Consider the following 18,210-nt stretch of genomic DNA (forward strand, 5'->3'; position numbering starts at 1 on the left):
AAGTTTCTGGTCTCCTTTTTCTCTATTGTGCATACGGTGTATTATAGCAAACTTAAAGGGAAAGAAGGAATTTCAGATGAACGAAATCTTCAGCCGTACAAGCTCATCCGCAGTGATGATGGTAGGTAAGCCGGAGGAAATAAAGGCCATCTTGGCTGGATGGATCCAGCAGTATGGGCGCGATATGCCCTTGGCATACATTCTTTCCCTGCACGATCAATCCGCAATTCTTCCGTCCAAGGCAGGATGAATTCATCCTCTCCTTTGGGACTTAGCCATACATGTTCACACAACTATAGGGGTGTCTCAAAAGCCATGAAATGGCTGCTGGGGCACCCCAGTCTTTTTGCGTCGCCCCGATTAGAGAGGGATTGTGCTTACGATGCAGGTATTGGGCACAGGTTGATTGATTAAGCGACTAATAGGCTTACGATGCTGGCATGTGACACAACTTGTTGATCGCTCACCATGCTGGCGTCAGACACAACTTGTTGATCGCTCACGATGCTGATATCTAGCACAAGTTGTTTGATTAGGTTGCTATTGCGCCTACCTTTGTACGCTATCGGACTCAGTTGCCCTTAAACACACCTTTTCCCCACTTTTGCTATGCTATCGGACCCCAGTGACGCTATCAGCACGAAAAACACACTATTTGCTACTCTTCTTATGGAATAGCTGCGCTCGTGTCCGAAACTCCTCTCAAATGGCGATAATTTTGCTTTTAGCGTCATCTGGGTCCTTTCGCCTCAACAGAGGGGGCGGACTTGGCGCTGTCGCTCTCTGCCCATTGGAAGTGACTCGCGCTATCGGACTCAGTTGACCTTAAACACACCTTTTCCCCACTTTTGCTATGCTATCGGACCCCAGTGACGCTATCAGCACGAAAAACACACTGTATGCTCCTCTTCTTATGGAATAGCTGCGCTCGTGTCCGAAACTCCTCTCAAATGGCGATAATTTTGCTTTTAGCGTCATCTGGGTCCTTTCGCCTCAAGTGAGGGGGCGGACTTGGTGCTGTCGGACTCAGCTGCACTTAAACACACCTTTTCCGCACTTTTGCTTTGCTATCGGACCCCATTACCGCTATCAGCACGAAAAACACACTATATGCTACTCTTCTTAAGAAATAGCTGCGCTGGTGTCCGATACTCTGCTCAAATGGCGATAATTTTGCTTATAGCGTCATCTGGGTCCTTTAGCCTCAAGAGAGGGGTGGCATCCGGGCATTCCGGAAATTTCTACTTCGAGACTCGCCAAAAGCGGCATTAGAGGTCGCATGACTTTTTTGGGATTACCCTAAATATAGCTGCACTAAACTCCCCATAAAAAAAATACAGAGCAGCAATCCTCCGTTACGGTAGAATCGCTGCTCTGCTGTTTTATAAGGTGGTTAGCCCTTTACGCTCTCTTTTACAATATTCACAACGAGTTCAGCCACTTTAACGATATCTTCGGCTTTAATCCGTTCCTTGGTAGTATGGATATGTTCATAACCCACTGCAAGGTTAACAGTCGGAACATCTAGACCGTTGAACACGTTAGCGTCACTACCTCCGCCAGAGTGGAACAGACGTGGAGTAAGCCCCATAGAAGTAATGGCCCGCTGTGCAAGCTGCACTACCGGATCATGTTCATTAAAGCTAAAAGCAGGGTAGATGATTTCACTGCGGAATTCGCATTCTGCGCCGTATTCCCGCACAGTTGTCTCGAGTGCTTCGCGCATCGAAGCGATTTGATCGCCAACCTTCTCCTGCACAATACTGCGTGCTTCTGCATCCAGCTGGACGTGATCGCACACTACATTCGTTGGGCCGCCGCCAGCGAACTTTCCAATATTCGCTGTGGTTTCGTTATCAATACGACCCAGCTTCATGGCTGCAATCGCTTTGCTAGCGACTTGAATTGCGCTGATGCCGTCCTCTGGGTTCACGCCAGCATGAGCCGATTTTCCAAAGATTTGCATCGTGATTTTAGCCTGTGTCGGTGCTGCCACCGCAATCGCTCCAACTTCACCATTGGAATCAAGCGCAAAGCCGAAGTCTGCATCCAAGTTGCTTGGATCCATCGAACGTGCGCCCAGCAATCCAGATTCTTCACCCGCTGTAATCACGAATTGAATCTGACCATGCGGAAGCTTTTGCTCTTGGATCACGCGAATGGCTTCGAACAATGCCGCAAGCCCTGCTTTGTCATCAGCTCCAAGAATCGTAGTGCCATCACTTGTAATCCATCCATCTGAACCAAGTGTAGGCTTGATATTTTGTCCGGGAACAACCGTATCCATATGGCATGTGAACAGAAGCTTTGGAGCAGCTCCTCCATTCTCAGCTGGCCAGGTAATGAATAGATTACCTGCTCCATGTCCGGTTCTTTCCTGGGAATCGTCTTCGAGCACTTCTAAACCCAGTTCGTTAAACTTACTCTTAAGAACATCAGCAATCTGCCGTTCATTTCTTGTTTCACTATCAACTTGGACAAGTTCCATAAACTCCTGAATCAATCGGTCTTGTGAAATCACTGGACTTCCCTCTCTTTCGTGAATACGGTACAATGGTTGTACGGCATTACCATCTTCATGTTAATAACTTAAACTAAATCTAAAGGAGTTACCCATGCAACGTAATAAATGGTTCAAGATCTTCATCTACGTCATGTTGTTTGCCATGATTGCCTCTACGCTATTTATGGTTATCGAGCCGTTCCTTGCAGGTTAAACATTGCTCAGGAAGCATTAATAATAGCGGCTAGGAACACCTTGCCGCTATTTGGCCTGCACGTTTGTTCTTAATCAGCCTTTGCCATATCACAGAAAGTATCCATCAGCTCTTCATATGGGAAATGTTTCAAGAAGTATGGAACCAGCTCTCTAGCCACCTCTTGAAGCTCAAATCGACGACCTGCACATTCCTCTAGAGAAGTTATCCCAAAATCGGTGATCCCGCATGGAATAATCCCTTGAAACCCGCGCGCCGCAATCCCCTCAGAAATGTTAAAAGCAAAACCATGACTGGTAATAAAACCTCTTCTAAATTTACTCTTATTAAACTTCACACCTATAGCACAGATCTTCTCATCGCCAACCCATACTCCGGTGTACTCCGGTTTACGATCTCCGGCAATACCGTAGGATGCCAAATAATCAATAATAACAGCCTCCAGACTGCGCAAGTACCCATGCAAATCCACTTTGCCATCTTCTCCGAGCTTAAGGATCGGATAACCTACAAGCTGACCGGGTCCGTGATATGTAATATCTCCTCCGCGATCGATTTCAAACAGCGTGATTCCTTTTTCTTCGAGCTGCTCATGATCCAAGAGAAGATGTTCAGGATGATTTTGTGAACCAATAGTATAGGTAGGCGGATGCTGCAAAAGAATAAGTCTCTCCGGCTGCTCGCCAGAATCAATGGCATGCACACTTTCTTTTTGCAGCTCCCAGGCCGTCCCATACTCCATAATAGGGTCATATGAAATCTGCAGCTTACGAATATCCGAATTATTCATACCGTCAGGTCCCCTTTTTCAGTCTCATGCCTGCACAGTTTGGCTCGTTATTATTTTAGTAAAGTTTCGTATCCGGGGTATATCCTTCAATATTATCCTTGACGCGTTGCAAGAAACGACCACAAATGACTCCGTCCAGAATCCGATGATCGAGCGACAGACAAATATTAGCCATTGATCGCACACCTATCATATCGTTAATGACCACAGGTCTTTTTACAATCGATTCAAATGTTAAAATCGCTGCCTGTGGATAGTTAATGATTGGATAAGAAAGAATGGAGCCAAACGAGCCTGTATTATTTACAGTGAAAGTCCCTCCCTGCAAATCTTCCAGGCTCAGTTTGCCTTCGCGTGTTTTTTGTGCCAATTCATCAATCTCACGAGCCAACCCAGCGACATTTTTCTGATCAGCCTTCTTAATCACAGGAGTGATAACCGAATCTTCTGTACCTACCGCTAACGAGATATTGATATCACGTTTGACAATAATTTTGTCTACAGCCCAGACAGAGTTCATAATCGGGTAATCCTTAATCGCACTCACAACAGCCTTCATCATGAAAGCCAGATAGGTTAGATTGATACCTTCTTTACGCTTGAACTCATCCTTATGTTTATTGCGCAGTGCGACCAGATTAGTCACGTCTACCTCAATCATTGTCCAAGCATGCGGAATCTCAGAGACACTTTGACGCATTCTTGTAGCAATTGTATTCCGGATTGGCGTTACATCAATCAGGTATTCAGAACTGCTGCCTCTGCCACCCTCAACTTCAATTGTTGGAATACGAGGAGATTCGCTCAAGTGTAGACCCGAATGGCGAAGTGGCTCTTCTGCCTTCTTCTCTTGGGCTTGAACGAACTGTGGAGCAGGCGGTTGTGACGCCATTGGGGCAGGCTGGCTAGCAGAAATCGAAGCTGCAGATCTAGCTCCGCCGCTTTCGAGGAAAGTCAGCACATCCTTACGGGTAATCCGACCACCCATACCAGTACCAGCAACTAAAGTCAGATCGATGTTATGTTCAGCAGCCAAAGTCTGTACCGCAGGAGAATAGCGTGCACGCATCATATCGCCAGCAGTTGAAGTCGCACTTTGTCCTGCAATATTATTAGAGGAATTAGCTGCAACTGTGTTAGTGTTAGTCACGTTTGCAGCAGCAGATGCAGTCACAGGCACGGCTATACGACAAATGACTTCGCCGACATTGACAACCTGGCCTTCTTCCGCCAATAGTTCACCCATAACTCCATCTATCGTTGAAGGTAATTCCGCATTTACTTTATCTGTAATAAGCTCACATATTGGTTCGTATTGCTCTACCGGATCGCCCGGTTTCTTCAGCCATTTGCCGATCGTCGCCGATACTAGCGATTCCGCCAGCTGCGGCATGATCACGTCAGTCAACTTTTGGTTGTCAGACATCTTTTCACTCCTTAAAAGTTTTACGAAGCATTGACTCTTAGAAAGACTACATAGTAAAACTTGCTTCGTAAGCATATTCTTAAAGTTTTACGAAGCTTCGTCAGCATCACCTGAGTTTTAGGAAGCTTCGCATCTACTCAACAAATTAATATTGTGCCAGCCGGAGCATTTCCGCCTTCACTTTTTCTTTACTTAGCATGAAAAACTTCTCCATTGGCGGGCTGATTGGCATCGCCGGAACATCGGGACCACAAAGACGGAAGATTGGTGCATCCAGCTCGAACAGACAATGCTCAGCGATAATGGCCGCCACTTCGCCGCCAATTCCGCCTGTTTTATTATCTTCATGCACAATCAATACCTTACCGGTCTGACGGGCAGCAGCAATAATCGCATCACGATCCAGCGGTTGCAAGGTACGCAGATCAAGAATATGTGCTGTAATTCCTTCCTCGCGTTCCAATTCTTCCGCAGCCTGCATAGCAAAATGCAGCGGGAGACTGTAGCCAATCACCGTAATATCCGTTCCCTCACGCAGCAGATTAGCTTCGCCAATTGGAACGGTGTAATCCCCTTCCGGCACTTCTTCCTTGATCAGCTTGTAACACTTTTTGTTCTCAAAGAAAAGCACCGGATCAGGATCACGTACGGCTGCCTTCAGCAATCCTTTAGCATCATAAGCGGAGTAAGGCGCTACAATCTTCAATCCAGGTGTACCAAAGAAAATCGATTCTGGACACTGTGAATGATACAAACCGCCGAACACCCCGCCGCCAATAGGAGCACGAATGACAACCGGGCAACTCCAATCGTTATTTGAACGATAGCGGATTTTAGCCGCTTCACTGATAATTTGATTCGTCGCCGGAAGCATAAAGTCGGAGTATTGCATTTCAGCTATTGGTTTCATTCCGTACATAGCTGCTCCGATGGCTACACCAGCAATCGCTGATTCAGCGAGGGGTGTATCCATAACCCGCTCTTCGCCAAACTGTTCCTGTAGACCTTTAGTTGTGGTAAATACGCCGCCTTTGAGACCAACGTCCTCACCAAGCACGAACACGGAATCATCGCGCTCCATTTCTTCCTTCATCGCGAGCCTGATGGCATCGATATATTCCATTATAGCCATGGTTTATGCCCCTCCTTTGAGGTCGGAATCACTGTATACATGCAGCAGTGTGTCTTCCGGTTTCGGGAACGGAGCATTATCGGCATACTCGATAGCCGCTTTAAGCTCAAGATTGCATTCAGCAGCAAGATCTTGTTCTTGCTCGTCACTCCACAATCCCAGACCGATCAAGTAATTACGGAATCCTGCTACGCCGTCCTTCTTCCAGTTCTCATCAACCTCTTCTTTGGTCCGGTAAGCCAGATCATTATCTGAGGTGGAGTGTGGAGACAAACGGTACATCATCGCTTCAATCAGCGTAGGACCTTCACCCGCGAGGGCTCTTTCCCGCGCTTCCTTAACGACACGATAAACCTCAAGCGGATCGTTTCCGTCTACACGCACACCAGGAAATCCATAACCCAGTGCACGGTCGCTAACCTTGCCGCCTAACTGTTTATGAACAGGAACAGAGATTGCGTACTGATTGTTCTGGCACATGATAATAACCGGCAGCTTATTCACTCCGGCAAAGTTACAAGCTTCATGAAAATCCCCCTGATTGCTGGAACCTTCACCGAAGGTTACAAAGGAGACGAATTTCTTCTTCTGCATTTTGGCCGCCAGAGCAAAGCCAACCGCATGAGGGACCTGAGTGGTTACAGGGCTTGACCCTGTCACAATACGCAGACGTTTGCTGCCAAAGTGACCCGGCATTTGCCGCCCACCACTGTTTGGATCTTCTGCCTTAGCGAATACGGACAACATAAGTTCGCGTGTAGTCATACCCACTGAGAGCACGAAAGCATAATCGCGGTAATAAGGTAAAAAATAATCATTTTGCCGGTCCAGCGCGAACGCCGCCGCCACCTGACCCGCCTCCTGGCCTATACCGGAGACATGAAAGTTGATCTTGCCAGCGCGCTGAAGCAGCAGACTGCGCTCATCGTATTTACGAGCGAGCGACATATATCTGTACATATCGATGACCTGGCCGTCACTAAGTCCAAGCTGCTTATGTCTGTTAATCGTTTCTACAGTACCTTGGGGTTCCATAAAGAGATACCTCCTTATTCATAAAGCCTGAAGTCTTACAGGAATTAAGACCAATTGTGCCCTGATCTTAAAACCTGGTACTAAGACTTGACTTGAGTATATTATAATCCCTTTCTACCCAAAAAGAAAAGCTAAGAAAAACTAAAATCCAATAGATCTTCCATCCACAGCTAACATTGCTTCTCCGATAATCTCCGAAAGGGTAGGGTGAGCATGTATAGCTTCACCAATCTCCCAAGGTGTTGCATCCAGTAGCTGTGCCAAGGCCGCTTCTCCAATTAGATCCGTCACATGAGGACCAATCATCTGCACACCAAGAATATCTCCACTGCTACGATCCGCTACAACTTTGACAAATCCATCCTTCTGGCCATATACAATTGCCTTACCAATGGCCGAGAATGGGAACTTGCCAATCACTACATCATGTCCAAGCTCTTTAGCTTCCTTCTCGGTGTAGCCCACACTTGCTACCTCAGGCCGAGTATAGACACAACGTGGTACTAAATGTGTATGATAAGGATGTAGCTTCTCACCAGATAGATGGTTAACCGCCATTATCCCTTCATGACTGGCTGCATGAGCCAATTGAAGCCCACCGATGCAGTCGCCAATGGCATAAATATGCGGCTCTGCCGTCTGCATACTAGCGTTTACAGCAATAATCCCTTTGTCAAAGCGAATGTCTGTGTTTTCCAGACCAATATTCTCGATGTTGGCCACTCTGCCTACGGATACAAGCAATTTTTCTGCCATTAGGCTTTGACTTTGCTCTCCCTTACGGGCTTCGATCGAAATTCCATCCTCCGTTACCTGGCAGGTTGCAGCATCCACTGTAGTTTCAGTCAGTACCTTAACCCCACGCTTTTTCAACAACCGTTGCAGTTCCTTAGCTATCTCTTCATCCTCTTGAGGCAATAACTGACCTGCAGCTTCAACCACAGTTACCTGCACTCCAAAATCAGCCAGCATTGAAGCCCATTCGACCCCAATTACACCGCCGCCCACAATAATGATAGAGGATGGGAGCTCTTCGAGTGTGAGAGCTTCATCACTGCTAAGAATCACTTTCCCGTCTGGTTCGAGACCAGGCAATACTCGGGGGCGTGAGCCCGTAGCGATAATAAGATGGCTGGAAACTACTGTTTCCATCTCCCCATCTTCCAGTTCCACAGCTACAGCACCGCTGCGCGGAGAAAAAATGGAAGGACCCGTTACGCGCCCTTTACCTTTGACAACTTGTATTTTATTTTTGCGCATCAAATATTGTACGCCTTGATGAAGTTGCTCAACTACAGCTTCTTTGCGTTTCTGTACCTTTGGGAATACCAGCTGTACACCGCTTGTCTCAATGCCATAGCTCTCGCTCTCATTGATTTCAGCATATACCTCTGCACTACGGAGCAGCGATTTACTAGGAATGCAGCCCCGATGCAGACAGGTTCCTCCCAGTTTGTCCATTTCGATGACGACAACGGACTTTCCAAGCTGTGCAGCGCGAATAGCCGCCACATACCCTCCAGTACCTCCGCCAAGTATGGCCACGTCACATGAAATTGTCATGATATGTATCCTCCAGTCATTACACGTAAGTTCATTTTACTTAGTATATTGTACTCTCTTTTTGCTCTATTACAAAACTTATAAACGTCATATGCAAATGGACTTTTTCTTGCTAAAGCGTTATCATATGGGTGAATCTAAAGGGCTAAGAGGGGTAGGAGACACTTATGAAACTGTTAATTTCACGCTTCATTGCCATCCTTATTCTTGTGTTTCCGGGCTTAATAGCAATGAAGGGCTTCCTCATGATGAAGGATGATATTTTTGATTACATATCCATGCATGGTGATGATTCTGTTGTGCCCCACTTTGCTTGGCTGCATTTCGGTGGTGGATTGCTGCTCTTCGCAGCTGGCATGACTTTCCTTGGTGGCTGGATTCTGGCTAGGGACCGTAAGAAGAATTACGTAGGTCCAAGGTTCAAGGAGAAGCAAAAGGCGAAACAAGCCGGAACGCAGGAAACGATCTCTTAAGAGGCTATGCTAAACTTAGGATCAGCTTTTTCATCTCATCATTTATTCACCTAATCATCTGAATCTCGAATCGCACACAATCAAGCCTTATTACCCTGCTGATTGTAATTTGTACAATAGATTTCCCCACATTCAAAGCCTCCCAGCTCACCCGATCTGGTGCTCGTTATCTATCATAAATAACATAAAGGCGAGAACTTCATGGACGCAATCTGCGCTCCCTGAAAATTCTCGCCTTTTTCTTAAATTCCCGCCTTATCAAGCGCCTCTTTCCGCCGCCCCTGTACCAACTCGCTGTACAGTCCGCCTTGCTTCAGCAGCTCTTCATGAGAGCCTTGCTGCAATAATCTGCCGCCCTGAAGCACAAGAATTCGATCAGCTGCACGTATCGTGCCAAGTCTATGAGCAATGACGAAGCTCGTTCGCCCTTTCATCAGCGCCTGCAGCCCTTCCTGAATCTTGATCTCGGTCACTGTATCAATACTGCTGGTTGCTTCATCAAGCACAAGCATAGAGGGGTTAGCAAGAATCGCTCTCGCAATGGAGAGCAGTTGCTTCTGCCCTTGGCTTATACCGCTGCCATCCGCCGAGAGCATCCGTTCATAACCTTCGGGCATTCGCATAATAAAAGAATGGGCATTGGCCAGCTTAGCCGCCTCTTCAACCTCTTCATCGGACGCATCCAGCCTCCCGTATCGGATGTTATCGCGGATACTCCCTTTGAACAAAAAGGAATCCTGCAATACAAAGGCCATATGACTTCTCAAGCTTTCCCGCCGAATCGAAGTGATATCTAAGCCATCCAGCGTGATTTTCCCCTGATTAGGATCATAGAAACGGGATAACAGCCCAATTAGCGTTGTTTTGCCTGCACCGGTAGGTCCAACTAAAGCGATCATCTCGCCAGGCTTCGCTTCAAAGCTGATATCCTGCAGCGTGTTAGAACCTCCATCATAAGAAAAAGCTACATTTTCAAACTTCACCGCACCCTGTACAGTTTCAAGTGATTTGGCTGCACCTTCATCTTTAGCCTCGGTCTCTTCGTCCAGCACTTCAAACACCCGCTCGGCCCCTGCCACCGCTGAGAGCAAGGTATTCCACTGATTCGCTAAATCATTAAGCGGACGAGTAAACTGGCGGGTATATTCCACGAATACGATGATCACACCCACTGTAATCGACCCATGGATCGCAAGCAGACCACCAATTCCTGCAACTATGGCGAAGCTGAGATTATTAAGACCATTCATAAGCTTGGGGATGAAACCAGAAATGGACTGCGCCCAGTAGCCTGACAGCATAATTCGCTTGTTGCGTTCATGAAAACCAGAGATGACGCGTTCCTCTTGTGAAAAAGCCTTGATAATCCGTTGTCCGGATAAGGTCTCCTCAATATAACCGTTAAGCTCCCCTACATTGCGCTGACGTTCTTTAAATAGTGGGCCTGTACGGCGTGTAATCCAGCGCATGCCTAACAACATCAAAGGCACTACGAGGAATGTGAGCAGCGTCAACAAGGGACTAAGCCACAGCATAACCCCTACGGTTCCTAGCAAGGTTAAGACACTTGAAAATATCTGAATAGCCGAGCTATTCAACGTAGAGCTGACGTTCTCGATATCATTGGTAAGACGGCTCATAATTTCCCCCTGCTGTCTCCGATTAAAAAAGGAAATAGGCAGACGGTGTAAATGGGAGAATAGCTCCGTACGCATCCGTAATACAGTTTCTTGAGCAATTTCGATCATCCATATGTTTTGCAGCCAAGAAGTCAGAGAATAAAAAATGTACACACAAGCAAGGCTTGTCAGAAAAACAACCCATGATCGCCCGCCGGTACCTTCCAGATAATTATCCACCGCTCTGCCAATCATGTATGGCCCCAGCAGCGCTAGCGCTGAGCTGAAGACAACCATGATCAGTACAAGAATAAGCTTGGCTTTACGCTCAGCTAGATAACTCCAGATCCGGATCAGCGTCCCTGACCAATCCTTCGCCTTTGCTTTGGGTTTGCCGCCAGATGCTGTCCCTAGACTTCGTCCCACGCCAAGTTCAAAATTCGGTTTAGGATGACGAAAAGGTTCAATTAATGCTTTGAACATGCTGCTTCGCCTCCTCTACCTGTGATTCATAAATCTTGCGGTACAGCTCGGAGCTTGCCATAAGCTCCTTATGCGAGCCTTTGCCAATTAATCGTCCCTCATCCAGCAACAGGATCAAATCAGCTGATGCCGTTGAACTGATTTTCTGAGTAATCAAAAAGGTTGTACAGGAGATATCCTTTAGCGCCTCCAGCAAAAGCCCTTCCGTAACCGCATCAAGGGCACTGGTGCTGTCATCAAGGATCAACATAGCCGGTTTTCTAACAAGTGCACGGGCAATCGTTAACCGCTGCTTTTGTCCGCCGGAGAGATTAACCCCTCGTTGACCAAGCATCGTGTCATAACCATCTGGCAACCCTTTTACCGTCTCGTGAATTTGTGCAGCTCCCGCTGCTTGTTGGATTTGTTCCAGTGTGGCGTGTTCATTGCCCCATGCAATATTATCGCGAATTGATCCGCTGAAAAGCTGCAATTCCTGAGGCACATAACCTATCGATTTCCGCAGTCTGGAAATATCGATATCGGCACTTTTTTCACCGTCAATCCAAATGGTGCCGTCTGTCTCTTCATACAAGCGCGGAATCAAACTCACGAGTGAGGATTTTCCTGATCCGGTCGCCCCCATAATCGCTACTCGCTCACCAGCAGCTACTTCAAAATGAATGTCCTCCAGGACAGAGATATCACTATTAGGATACTTAAAGCAAACGCCTTCAAATTTAACGTGGCCCTGAATCGGCTCGCCTTGCAAAGTCCCGCCTTCACGAACTCCAGCTCCCGCTTCCATAACTTCTGAAACACGCTGAGAGGAGGCACGAGCGCGGGAAAACGTTACAACAAGACCAGAGATAGCTGATAACGCCCCAATTGTTCGCAAGGAGTAATTAATAACAGCAACAGTCTGACCCAAAGTAGCATCCCCGTTGGAAATGGCTATCCGTCCAAACCATAAAATCGCCAAAATCGCCGCATTCACAATAAGCATAACAAAAGGCATCGTCGTCTCAGTCAAACGCAAGGCAGACACTGTTGATCTCATCAAATTCCCGCTAGATACCGTGAAACGTTCAATCTCATACCCCATACGCACAAATACGCGGATCAAGCGAATACCCGTAAGGTTCTCCTGAATCACGCCATTAACTCCGTCTAAACGCTGCTGGACCGTACGAAATAATAAGGAAGCTTTTCTCATAATCCAGTAGAGGAAAAAAATCAACAAAGGTAACGCCACCGTCAGCAGTAATCCCAGCTTCACATGAACAACTAACGCCATAATCACACTGCCTACCACAACAAGTGGCACCCGTGTCATAAAGCGCAAGCTCATAAAAATAGTATCCTGCAGCTGTGATACATCGCCAGTCAGACGGGTAATCAGTGACGAAGTAGCAAAACGATTAAATACTTCATACGTAAAAGACTGTACCTTTTCGTACAATTTGTCCCTAAGATCGAACGCAAAGCTCTGACTTGCATGGGCAGCAAAAAAAGAACTGAGTACCCCGGCTGTAAACGCAACTACCGCGCTGCCGATCAATACACTGCCCCACAGCCATACTACAGAGGTATCTTTTTCTCGGATCCCCAAGTCAATGATTTTGGAAATGATCAAAGGCTGTGATAATTCTACCGTCAATTCAATGAGCATCATTACAAGGGCAGCTATTGCAGCTACCTTATATTTTTTGAGAAAAGAGAAAATCAAAGCCATTCGCATACCCTCTTTTTCTATTCGTACAGTGCATCCCTTAACCGAGTTGACATCGTGGAAGCCTGTCCAGTTTTCAGTATTGCTCGACGCAGTGCTTTATTACTCCGATTCAATTCCACCAAATCCGCCATCATTTCTTCCAGCAAGCTTTCAGTGTCACTGGATAAATCTCCATTCTGCTGCAAAAGAGCTAACCGTTCCTTATATTCGTCTAATCTTTCAGTCACACTTATTACTTCCTTTCCCATCTCTTATTACCTCTTATCATACCACATCCAATCAATCGCAATGTTTTCACTGGATACATCTGATCCGAATATGATACTCTAATATGGTCGCATTTTTAAGATATAATCAATGTTTTTTACGAAAGGATAGATGGAAGTGGCACAATTGTTTTTCAAATACGGAGCAATGAACAGTGGTAAATCTATTGAGATACTCAAGGTTGCACATAATTATGAAGAGCAGGGGAAATCGGTGCTCATTTTCACTCCATCCATAGACGACCGGGACGAGGTTGGTTTTATTTCTTCTCGTATTGGGCTTCGGAAACAAGCAATCCCCATCGATGAGAACACAGATATTTATAATATCGTCAGCAGTAACCAACCTAAACCACACTGTGTACTTATTGATGAATGTCAATTTCTAAGCAAGGAATGTATTCTCCAGCTAGTGCGTATCGTTGATGAGCTGGGCATTCCGGTAATGGCCTTCGGACTTAAAAATGATTTTCAGAATCAGTTATTTGAAGGCAGCAAATATATGCTGATCTACGCTGATAAAATTGAGGAAATGAAGACGATCTGCTGGTTCTGCGAGCGCAAAGCTACTATGGCTCTACGAGTAGAAAACGGCAAGCCCGTATATAGCGGCAAGCAAATCCAGATTGGTGGCAATGAAGCTTACTATCCGGTATGCCGCAAATGTCACAAGAATCCACCGCTATAGCCGTGTATAAAAAGCATCCCAAAGCCATAAAGGCTATTGGAATGCTTTTTTGATTAAGAAGATATTACACTAAATATCTTTCTTTAAGAATATTCAAATGATGATGGTCATGTCCAATCATAATGCAGGCCTGAGCTCTCGCAGAAAGAGTAGCCTCGTTAACTATTCCCTTCCGGATCCATGCTTCCTCCGGCAGAGTTTCCATTAGGAGTAATGTCGATTCTCGAACAAGCTTGTAGTGGGCCAGCAATGCTTTTAAAGTGTGCGCTTCGAAATTGGCGGTAAGTACATAGTCTTTCTCTTCAAAACCCGGCAGTGGAGTCGTATCCCCTCTGGCGATGCACAATAAACGGTAGGACATGATTCTTCCGGTATCAGCCAGATGTCCGACCATTTCCTTGATACTCCATTTCTCCGGAGCGTAACGATAGTCCCCTTGTTCTTCCGTAAGATTCGAAATAAAAGTGCAAATCTCATCCGTCTGCTCTCTAAAAATAGTAATGATGTCTCCTTCAGCTGGCACTAAATCGACATATTTTGATAATTCTTTGAGATACTCACTGCTTTCTGGACGTCGATCCATGTCTAAACCCCTCTCATTTTGAATTTTTTTGAAAAAATAGGAGGAAAATTATACTGTAGTTGTTGTATTTTAGCTCATTTTATACGATACTTGCAATAATAGGGTTAGTTAAACTAGAAGTCATCGGGAGTGTCGGCATGCTAGATTTTATTCTTTTTATGATATTTTCAATACTAGAGACTTATGCAATGTTTTTTCTGGCTTTCAAAATCTTCAAAATTGATCTATATCATAAAGAGATGGTGTTTGCTAGTTTTATTATGGGCTTTTGTTCTTATACAATTAGGATCAACTATGGGATTTTTCCATTAGATATTTTCTCACAATTTGCACTAATGTTTTGTTTTATGTGGCTGTTATTCCGGATTCATCCCTTCTACGCTTCAATATTAACCGGGATGGCCTATCAAGCTTACTCGGTGATTCAAGCCAGTATTGTGTATCTATTAAACTCTGTAATGTCCATGCCTCTAAATACTTCGGACCCGATTACAAAAAACATAATGACAATGCAGATTTTATCAGCATTAGCCGCGATTCTCATTGGTATGTATGTGGGCTATAAACGTATTGGATTTGACTTTGTACCTGATAAACCCGATGTAAAAGTCAAACCAACAACTAGTGAAAAAATATTATTCGCTCTTAATCTTCCTACAGTAATTGTCGTTACTTTATTCACCTACTTTATTGAATCTAATTTCTTTTTCTTGATCCCAATTTTCTATGGGGTAATATTATGGGGATATCTATATTTCTCATACAAAAAGGACAGAAATAACTATGAGTCATTTAGCACTTAAAATTGTTGAGGTCATTAAGAAAAGTAATCCAGAGCAATCGCATTCAATTGAAATCATGCATTATGCCCTTAGCATTATTCTGAATACTTTATTCATTATTATGACTTCTTTATGCATTGGCGGGCTCACTGGACAGCTAAAGGAAACATTCTTAGCCTTATTCAGCTTCATGCTCCTAAGAATGTCATCTGGTGGTGTGCATTTAAAATCCGCAAGAGCCTGCAATATTGTATCTATCTTTATCTGTTCACTGATCCCTCATATAACTTATCTAATACATAACCATTTGATTTGGATTAATCTTTTTTCTTTACTTGTAATGATCTTATGTGCTCCGAATCCTGATGCTAATGCCCAAATCCCCAAAGAATGGTATTTGGGTTTAAAGCTACTTTCCATAATTCTGGTTTTTTTAAATTTTCGGCTCCATTCGCCTGTCATTGGATTGGCATTTTTAGTTCAATCCTTTACAGTCATAATCCCATTACAAAGGAGGACAATCAGATGAAAAAAAACTTAGCTCGTTATGCTTCTAACATTTTAGGTACTTCTGCTACTGTTTTTGCAACAATTCTGAAACCATTTGCTCACAGCCCTGAGATTCCAAAAGAACTGCGCAAGTAATTAAACAAGGATGGGGAAACGATGCGTGTCTTACAGAAAGACGGTTCCTCTAGTGATATTCTAGAGGAAGATATATTGTATTTCTCGAATTATAAGAATACAATATTCGTCCATACGAAAGAAGGCGAATTTATTCTCCCCACCACGCTTTCCGATCTTTCCGTAGCGTATGAGGGTAAGGGATTCGAACGCCTTGACCGCAGCAATGTCGTCAATATCAACAACATAGAAGGCTATGATCCCGGGCGGAAGATTGTATGCTTTAATCAAGGTACGCAGTTCACTACTGTTTCGGAATCCAATGAACCTCGCCTTAAGAAGTATCTTGCTTCACAAAAGAAAAAACCGTCAGAATAAAATTCAGTTTTTTAATAATCCCGGCATGTTCACGCATGCCGGGATTATTTTATTAAAAATTGAAACTTTTTAGCAATTTCCTCAAAATCGCACATTATGCCATAATAATCCTCAAATGTAAAGATAAATTCGTAGGATGAATGACAGGAGACGGATCCTATTCCAAATGATACCATATAGATAAACCTATAATAAAAACAATTAATGATGGAGGATCATAATGAATTACTATTTTCATCCCTCTCCACGGCCCTCATCTCTGGAATCTATATCTGACGAGGATTTACTAAGAATCTATGAGCTAGCGATTGATGCCCATGCGTTACCGGATTTCATTGAAATTATTAAAGAGATCATGAGAAGTAGAAATCTCATAGATTCTGAAAATATATAACATCCCCTTCCCCATTAAATTCACACTGACGCATGGTACACATTTTTCTTCAGCTTCAACCAACAATAAGCTCCTTAGGTCGCCTTAAGTCAACTACATTAACATAAAAAAGGTAGAGCCTCCGCGGCCCTACCTTTTTTATATGCACATATGATGGTTAATCTGAGATAAAAATAATGCTTTATTCTGTAATTTCTGTTTTGAAAACATTTTCCAATTTGCCGCCGAGTCTTTTCTTCAAGGGAACTTTAATATCTCTGCCCAATTCTTTAAAGAAAGTTTCAACATCACATTTCACATTTTTTGCAGTTGCGATTACCGCACCATCACCAACAATGTTTTGATTCGCTTCAAGAGGAACATCAACTTCGATGTCATACTTTTTGGATAATGTCTTGATGTAACGTGCGAAGATCTCCAGCAATTCCTCGTTATTAAAATTCTCTATAGCGACTTTGCCCTTGCTGGTAAACTTCATGTTAATTTTCATTATTAATATCCCCTTTTCTGTCAAACCATTTTTAGTTGTTAGTTTATGGATCAAGATGAATAGATGGCTGCAAGAAAGGGCAACATTCATTCATTTTTGAGATCATTAGCAAAAGGCATACATTATTTATAAGCACCCTTTATTTGTTGTACTTTAAACTGAGTAAATTCTTTAAGTGCTTGTATGACCTGATCCTGTTCCTCTTCCTTCAGTTCATAAACGCACTCCCGTAGCCACTCGCCAAATAGAAAGGCTTGACGCCCTTTACGGGGGCTCTTTCTTAAGGAGTCGAGGTTACCCTCAAACTTATCGTTCAGGACATCGGTCAGATTGTATTTCTCAATCTTCTCTATTACCATTCCTGCCCCATATTCCGTTTCGTAAACTATAACTTCATTCGAATCAAAGGAAACGTACGATGTTTCTTTCCCTTCCTTCGCTCTGAATTCCTTAAGCTTGTTAAAGGCTGTCTCGTAGATGTAATCTTGAGACTGTTTGAGCTGTGGCAGCTCATATCCTTGCTTCAAGGTCTTGATATATTCAATATCTGGCATATAATCTGCCAAATGGTACATCCGATTCTTCAGATCCGTTCCAAGCGCTTCAATGATCTTGTCCAGATTGTCTTTAAGCGGAATGCTCTCTCCACGTTCGATTTTGCTAAGCTGTGAGTAACTTATACCGCTCTTTTCTTCCAGTCCTCTTAAGGTTAACCCTCTCGTCTTTCTGATGTGCCGAATGAAATTACCCAGCTCATCGGGATAGTTCTCAAAATCATTCATGGGAGTCACCTCCCTACTATCATAACACAACATAACAATTTGTGTTGGCTAATAACAATTATTCCTTGTTTTTACTTGCCTCTGAAGAGTAATTCCCAGTATTCCACGCCCAATATAACCCTATCTTTACAAAATACCGGAAAAAGACTCGGCGCCCGTCTGTAAGGATTTGGAATATGCTCGTTACTCGCCTCAGTTTTACTTTCTGCTTAAGCCCCATCCATCTTCTTGGTCTTACCTTCCGCTTTCTGCTCGCTTTACTCACCTGGCT

The 18,210-nt window shown here is 44.4% G+C and carries 21 protein-coding genes; 9 read left to right on the plus strand and 12 right to left on the minus strand.

Annotation, left to right across the window (positions count from 1 at the left end; genetic code table 11):
- Positions 1-76: 76 nt before the first annotated feature.
- On the plus strand, positions 77-250 hold the full coding sequence (locus MHI15_RS04510) for a hypothetical protein (protein ID WP_162636775.1): 174 nt from the start codon (positions 77-79) through the stop codon (positions 248-250).
- A gap of 1,143 nt (positions 251-1,393) precedes the next feature.
- Here the strand turns inward: MHI15_RS04510 and MHI15_RS04515 are convergent.
- Complete coding sequence (locus MHI15_RS04515) at positions 1,394-2,521, minus strand: tripeptidase T (RefSeq protein ID WP_076129490.1); 1,128 nt, start codon at positions 2,519-2,521, stop codon at positions 1,394-1,396.
- Positions 2,522-2,615: 94 nt separating this feature from the next.
- Here MHI15_RS04515 and prli42 point away from each other — a divergent pair, with 94 nt between their 5' ends.
- Positions 2,616-2,717 (plus strand): stressosome-associated protein Prli42, encoded by a 102-nt coding sequence (gene prli42 / locus MHI15_RS04520; RefSeq protein WP_094872112.1) that lies wholly within the window; start codon positions 2,616-2,618, stop codon positions 2,715-2,717.
- 70 nt (positions 2,718-2,787) lie between these two features.
- Here prli42 and lipB read toward each other — a convergent pair whose 3' ends face one another.
- From lipB to lpdA, 5 genes are all read right to left on the minus strand, one after another.
- A complete protein-coding gene (lipB, locus tag MHI15_RS04525; RefSeq protein WP_076308879.1) occupies positions 2,788-3,507 on the minus strand; it encodes a lipoyl(octanoyl) transferase LipB in 720 nt (239 codons plus the stop codon).
- A 55-nt stretch (positions 3,508-3,562) separates the two neighbouring features.
- Positions 3,563-4,933: a dihydrolipoamide acetyltransferase family protein gene (locus MHI15_RS04530; RefSeq protein ID WP_076281403.1), complete on the minus strand. Its 1,371-nt coding sequence runs from the start codon at positions 4,931-4,933 to the stop codon at positions 3,563-3,565.
- A gap of 145 nt (positions 4,934-5,078) precedes the next feature.
- A complete protein-coding gene (locus MHI15_RS04535; RefSeq protein ID WP_036676034.1) occupies positions 5,079-6,065 on the minus strand; it encodes an alpha-ketoacid dehydrogenase subunit beta in 987 nt (328 codons plus the stop codon).
- A gap of 3 nt (positions 6,066-6,068) precedes the next feature.
- Positions 6,069-7,100 (minus strand): thiamine pyrophosphate-dependent dehydrogenase E1 component subunit alpha, encoded by a 1,032-nt coding sequence (locus MHI15_RS04540; RefSeq protein ID WP_076184133.1) that lies wholly within the window; start codon positions 7,098-7,100, stop codon positions 6,069-6,071.
- A 141-nt stretch (positions 7,101-7,241) separates the two neighbouring features.
- Entirely contained in the window at positions 7,242-8,663 is a 1,422-nt protein-coding gene (lpdA, locus tag MHI15_RS04545) for a dihydrolipoyl dehydrogenase (protein WP_076184136.1), read from the minus strand.
- A 167-nt stretch (positions 8,664-8,830) separates the two neighbouring features.
- Here lpdA and MHI15_RS04550 point away from each other — a divergent pair, with 167 nt between their 5' ends.
- Positions 8,831-9,136, plus strand: a complete 306-nt coding sequence (locus MHI15_RS04550; protein ID WP_076129486.1) for a DUF2627 domain-containing protein — start codon at positions 8,831-8,833, stop codon at positions 9,134-9,136.
- Between the two features lie 242 nt (positions 9,137-9,378).
- Here the strand turns inward: MHI15_RS04550 and MHI15_RS04555 are convergent, their stop codons facing one another.
- Genes MHI15_RS04555 through MHI15_RS04565 form a run of 3 tightly spaced genes read right to left on the minus strand, consistent with a single transcriptional unit; the run spans position 9,379 to position 13,200 of the window.
- Complete coding sequence (locus tag MHI15_RS04555) at positions 9,379-11,238, minus strand: ABC transporter ATP-binding protein (RefSeq protein WP_341164158.1); 1,860 nt, start codon at positions 11,236-11,238, stop codon at positions 9,379-9,381.
- A complete protein-coding gene (locus MHI15_RS04560) occupies positions 11,219-12,952 on the minus strand; it encodes an ABC transporter ATP-binding protein (RefSeq protein ID WP_341164159.1) in 1,734 nt (577 codons plus the stop codon). Before MHI15_RS04560 ends, MHI15_RS04555 begins: the two co-directional genes overlap by 20 nt.
- Positions 12,953-12,969: 17 nt before the next feature.
- Positions 12,970-13,200, minus strand: coding sequence for a hypothetical protein (locus MHI15_RS04565; protein ID WP_036676022.1), 231 nt, complete (start codon positions 13,198-13,200; stop codon positions 12,970-12,972).
- A gap of 136 nt (positions 13,201-13,336) precedes the next feature.
- Here MHI15_RS04565 and MHI15_RS04570 point away from each other — a divergent pair, with 136 nt between their 5' ends.
- Positions 13,337-13,906, plus strand: coding sequence for a thymidine kinase (locus MHI15_RS04570; RefSeq protein WP_036676019.1), 570 nt, complete (start codon positions 13,337-13,339; stop codon positions 13,904-13,906).
- Positions 13,907-13,970: 64 nt separating this feature from the next.
- Here the strand turns inward: MHI15_RS04570 and MHI15_RS04575 are convergent, their stop codons facing one another.
- Positions 13,971-14,489: a DinB family protein gene (locus tag MHI15_RS04575; protein ID WP_076129483.1), complete on the minus strand. Its 519-nt coding sequence runs from the start codon at positions 14,487-14,489 to the stop codon at positions 13,971-13,973.
- A gap of 398 nt (positions 14,490-14,887) precedes the next feature.
- Here MHI15_RS04575 and MHI15_RS04580 point away from each other — a divergent pair, with 398 nt between their 5' ends.
- The 5 genes from MHI15_RS04580 to sda all read left to right on the plus strand — a co-directional run bounded on the left by MHI15_RS04580 (position 14,888) and on the right by sda (position 16,667).
- Positions 14,888-15,292, plus strand: coding sequence for a hypothetical protein (locus MHI15_RS04580; RefSeq protein WP_217696525.1), 405 nt, complete (start codon positions 14,888-14,890; stop codon positions 15,290-15,292).
- Positions 15,273-15,800: an accessory gene regulator ArgB-like protein gene (locus MHI15_RS30750; protein WP_076129481.1), complete on the plus strand. Its 528-nt coding sequence runs from the start codon at positions 15,273-15,275 to the stop codon at positions 15,798-15,800. The genes MHI15_RS04580 and MHI15_RS30750 overlap by 20 nt, the downstream gene beginning before the upstream one ends.
- On the plus strand, positions 15,797-15,916 hold the full coding sequence (locus tag MHI15_RS04585) for a cyclic lactone autoinducer peptide (protein ID WP_139330034.1): 120 nt from the start codon (positions 15,797-15,799) through the stop codon (positions 15,914-15,916). Before MHI15_RS30750 ends, MHI15_RS04585 begins: the two co-directional genes overlap by 4 nt.
- Positions 15,917-15,937: 21 nt before the next feature.
- Positions 15,938-16,273 (plus strand): LytTR family DNA-binding domain-containing protein, encoded by a 336-nt coding sequence (locus MHI15_RS04590; RefSeq protein WP_036676016.1) that lies wholly within the window; start codon positions 15,938-15,940, stop codon positions 16,271-16,273.
- Positions 16,274-16,493: 220 nt separating this feature from the next.
- On the plus strand, positions 16,494-16,667 hold the full coding sequence (gene sda / locus MHI15_RS30755; RefSeq protein WP_081383395.1) for a sporulation histidine kinase inhibitor Sda: 174 nt from the start codon (positions 16,494-16,496) through the stop codon (positions 16,665-16,667).
- Between the two features lie 181 nt (positions 16,668-16,848).
- Here sda and MHI15_RS04595 read toward each other — a convergent pair whose 3' ends face one another.
- Positions 16,849-17,157, minus strand: coding sequence for a hypothetical protein (locus tag MHI15_RS04595; protein ID WP_036676014.1), 309 nt, complete (start codon positions 17,155-17,157; stop codon positions 16,849-16,851).
- 122 nt (positions 17,158-17,279) lie between these two features.
- Positions 17,280-17,939, minus strand: coding sequence for a helix-turn-helix domain-containing protein (locus MHI15_RS04600; protein ID WP_036676012.1), 660 nt, complete (start codon positions 17,937-17,939; stop codon positions 17,280-17,282).
- Positions 17,940-18,210 lie beyond the last annotated feature (271 nt).

Origin of the sequence: Paenibacillus sp. FSL H7-0918, assembly GCF_038007025.1 — a bacterium.
GTDB classification, from domain to species: domain Bacteria; phylum Bacillota; class Bacilli; order Paenibacillales; family Paenibacillaceae; genus Paenibacillus_AQ; species Paenibacillus_AQ odorifer.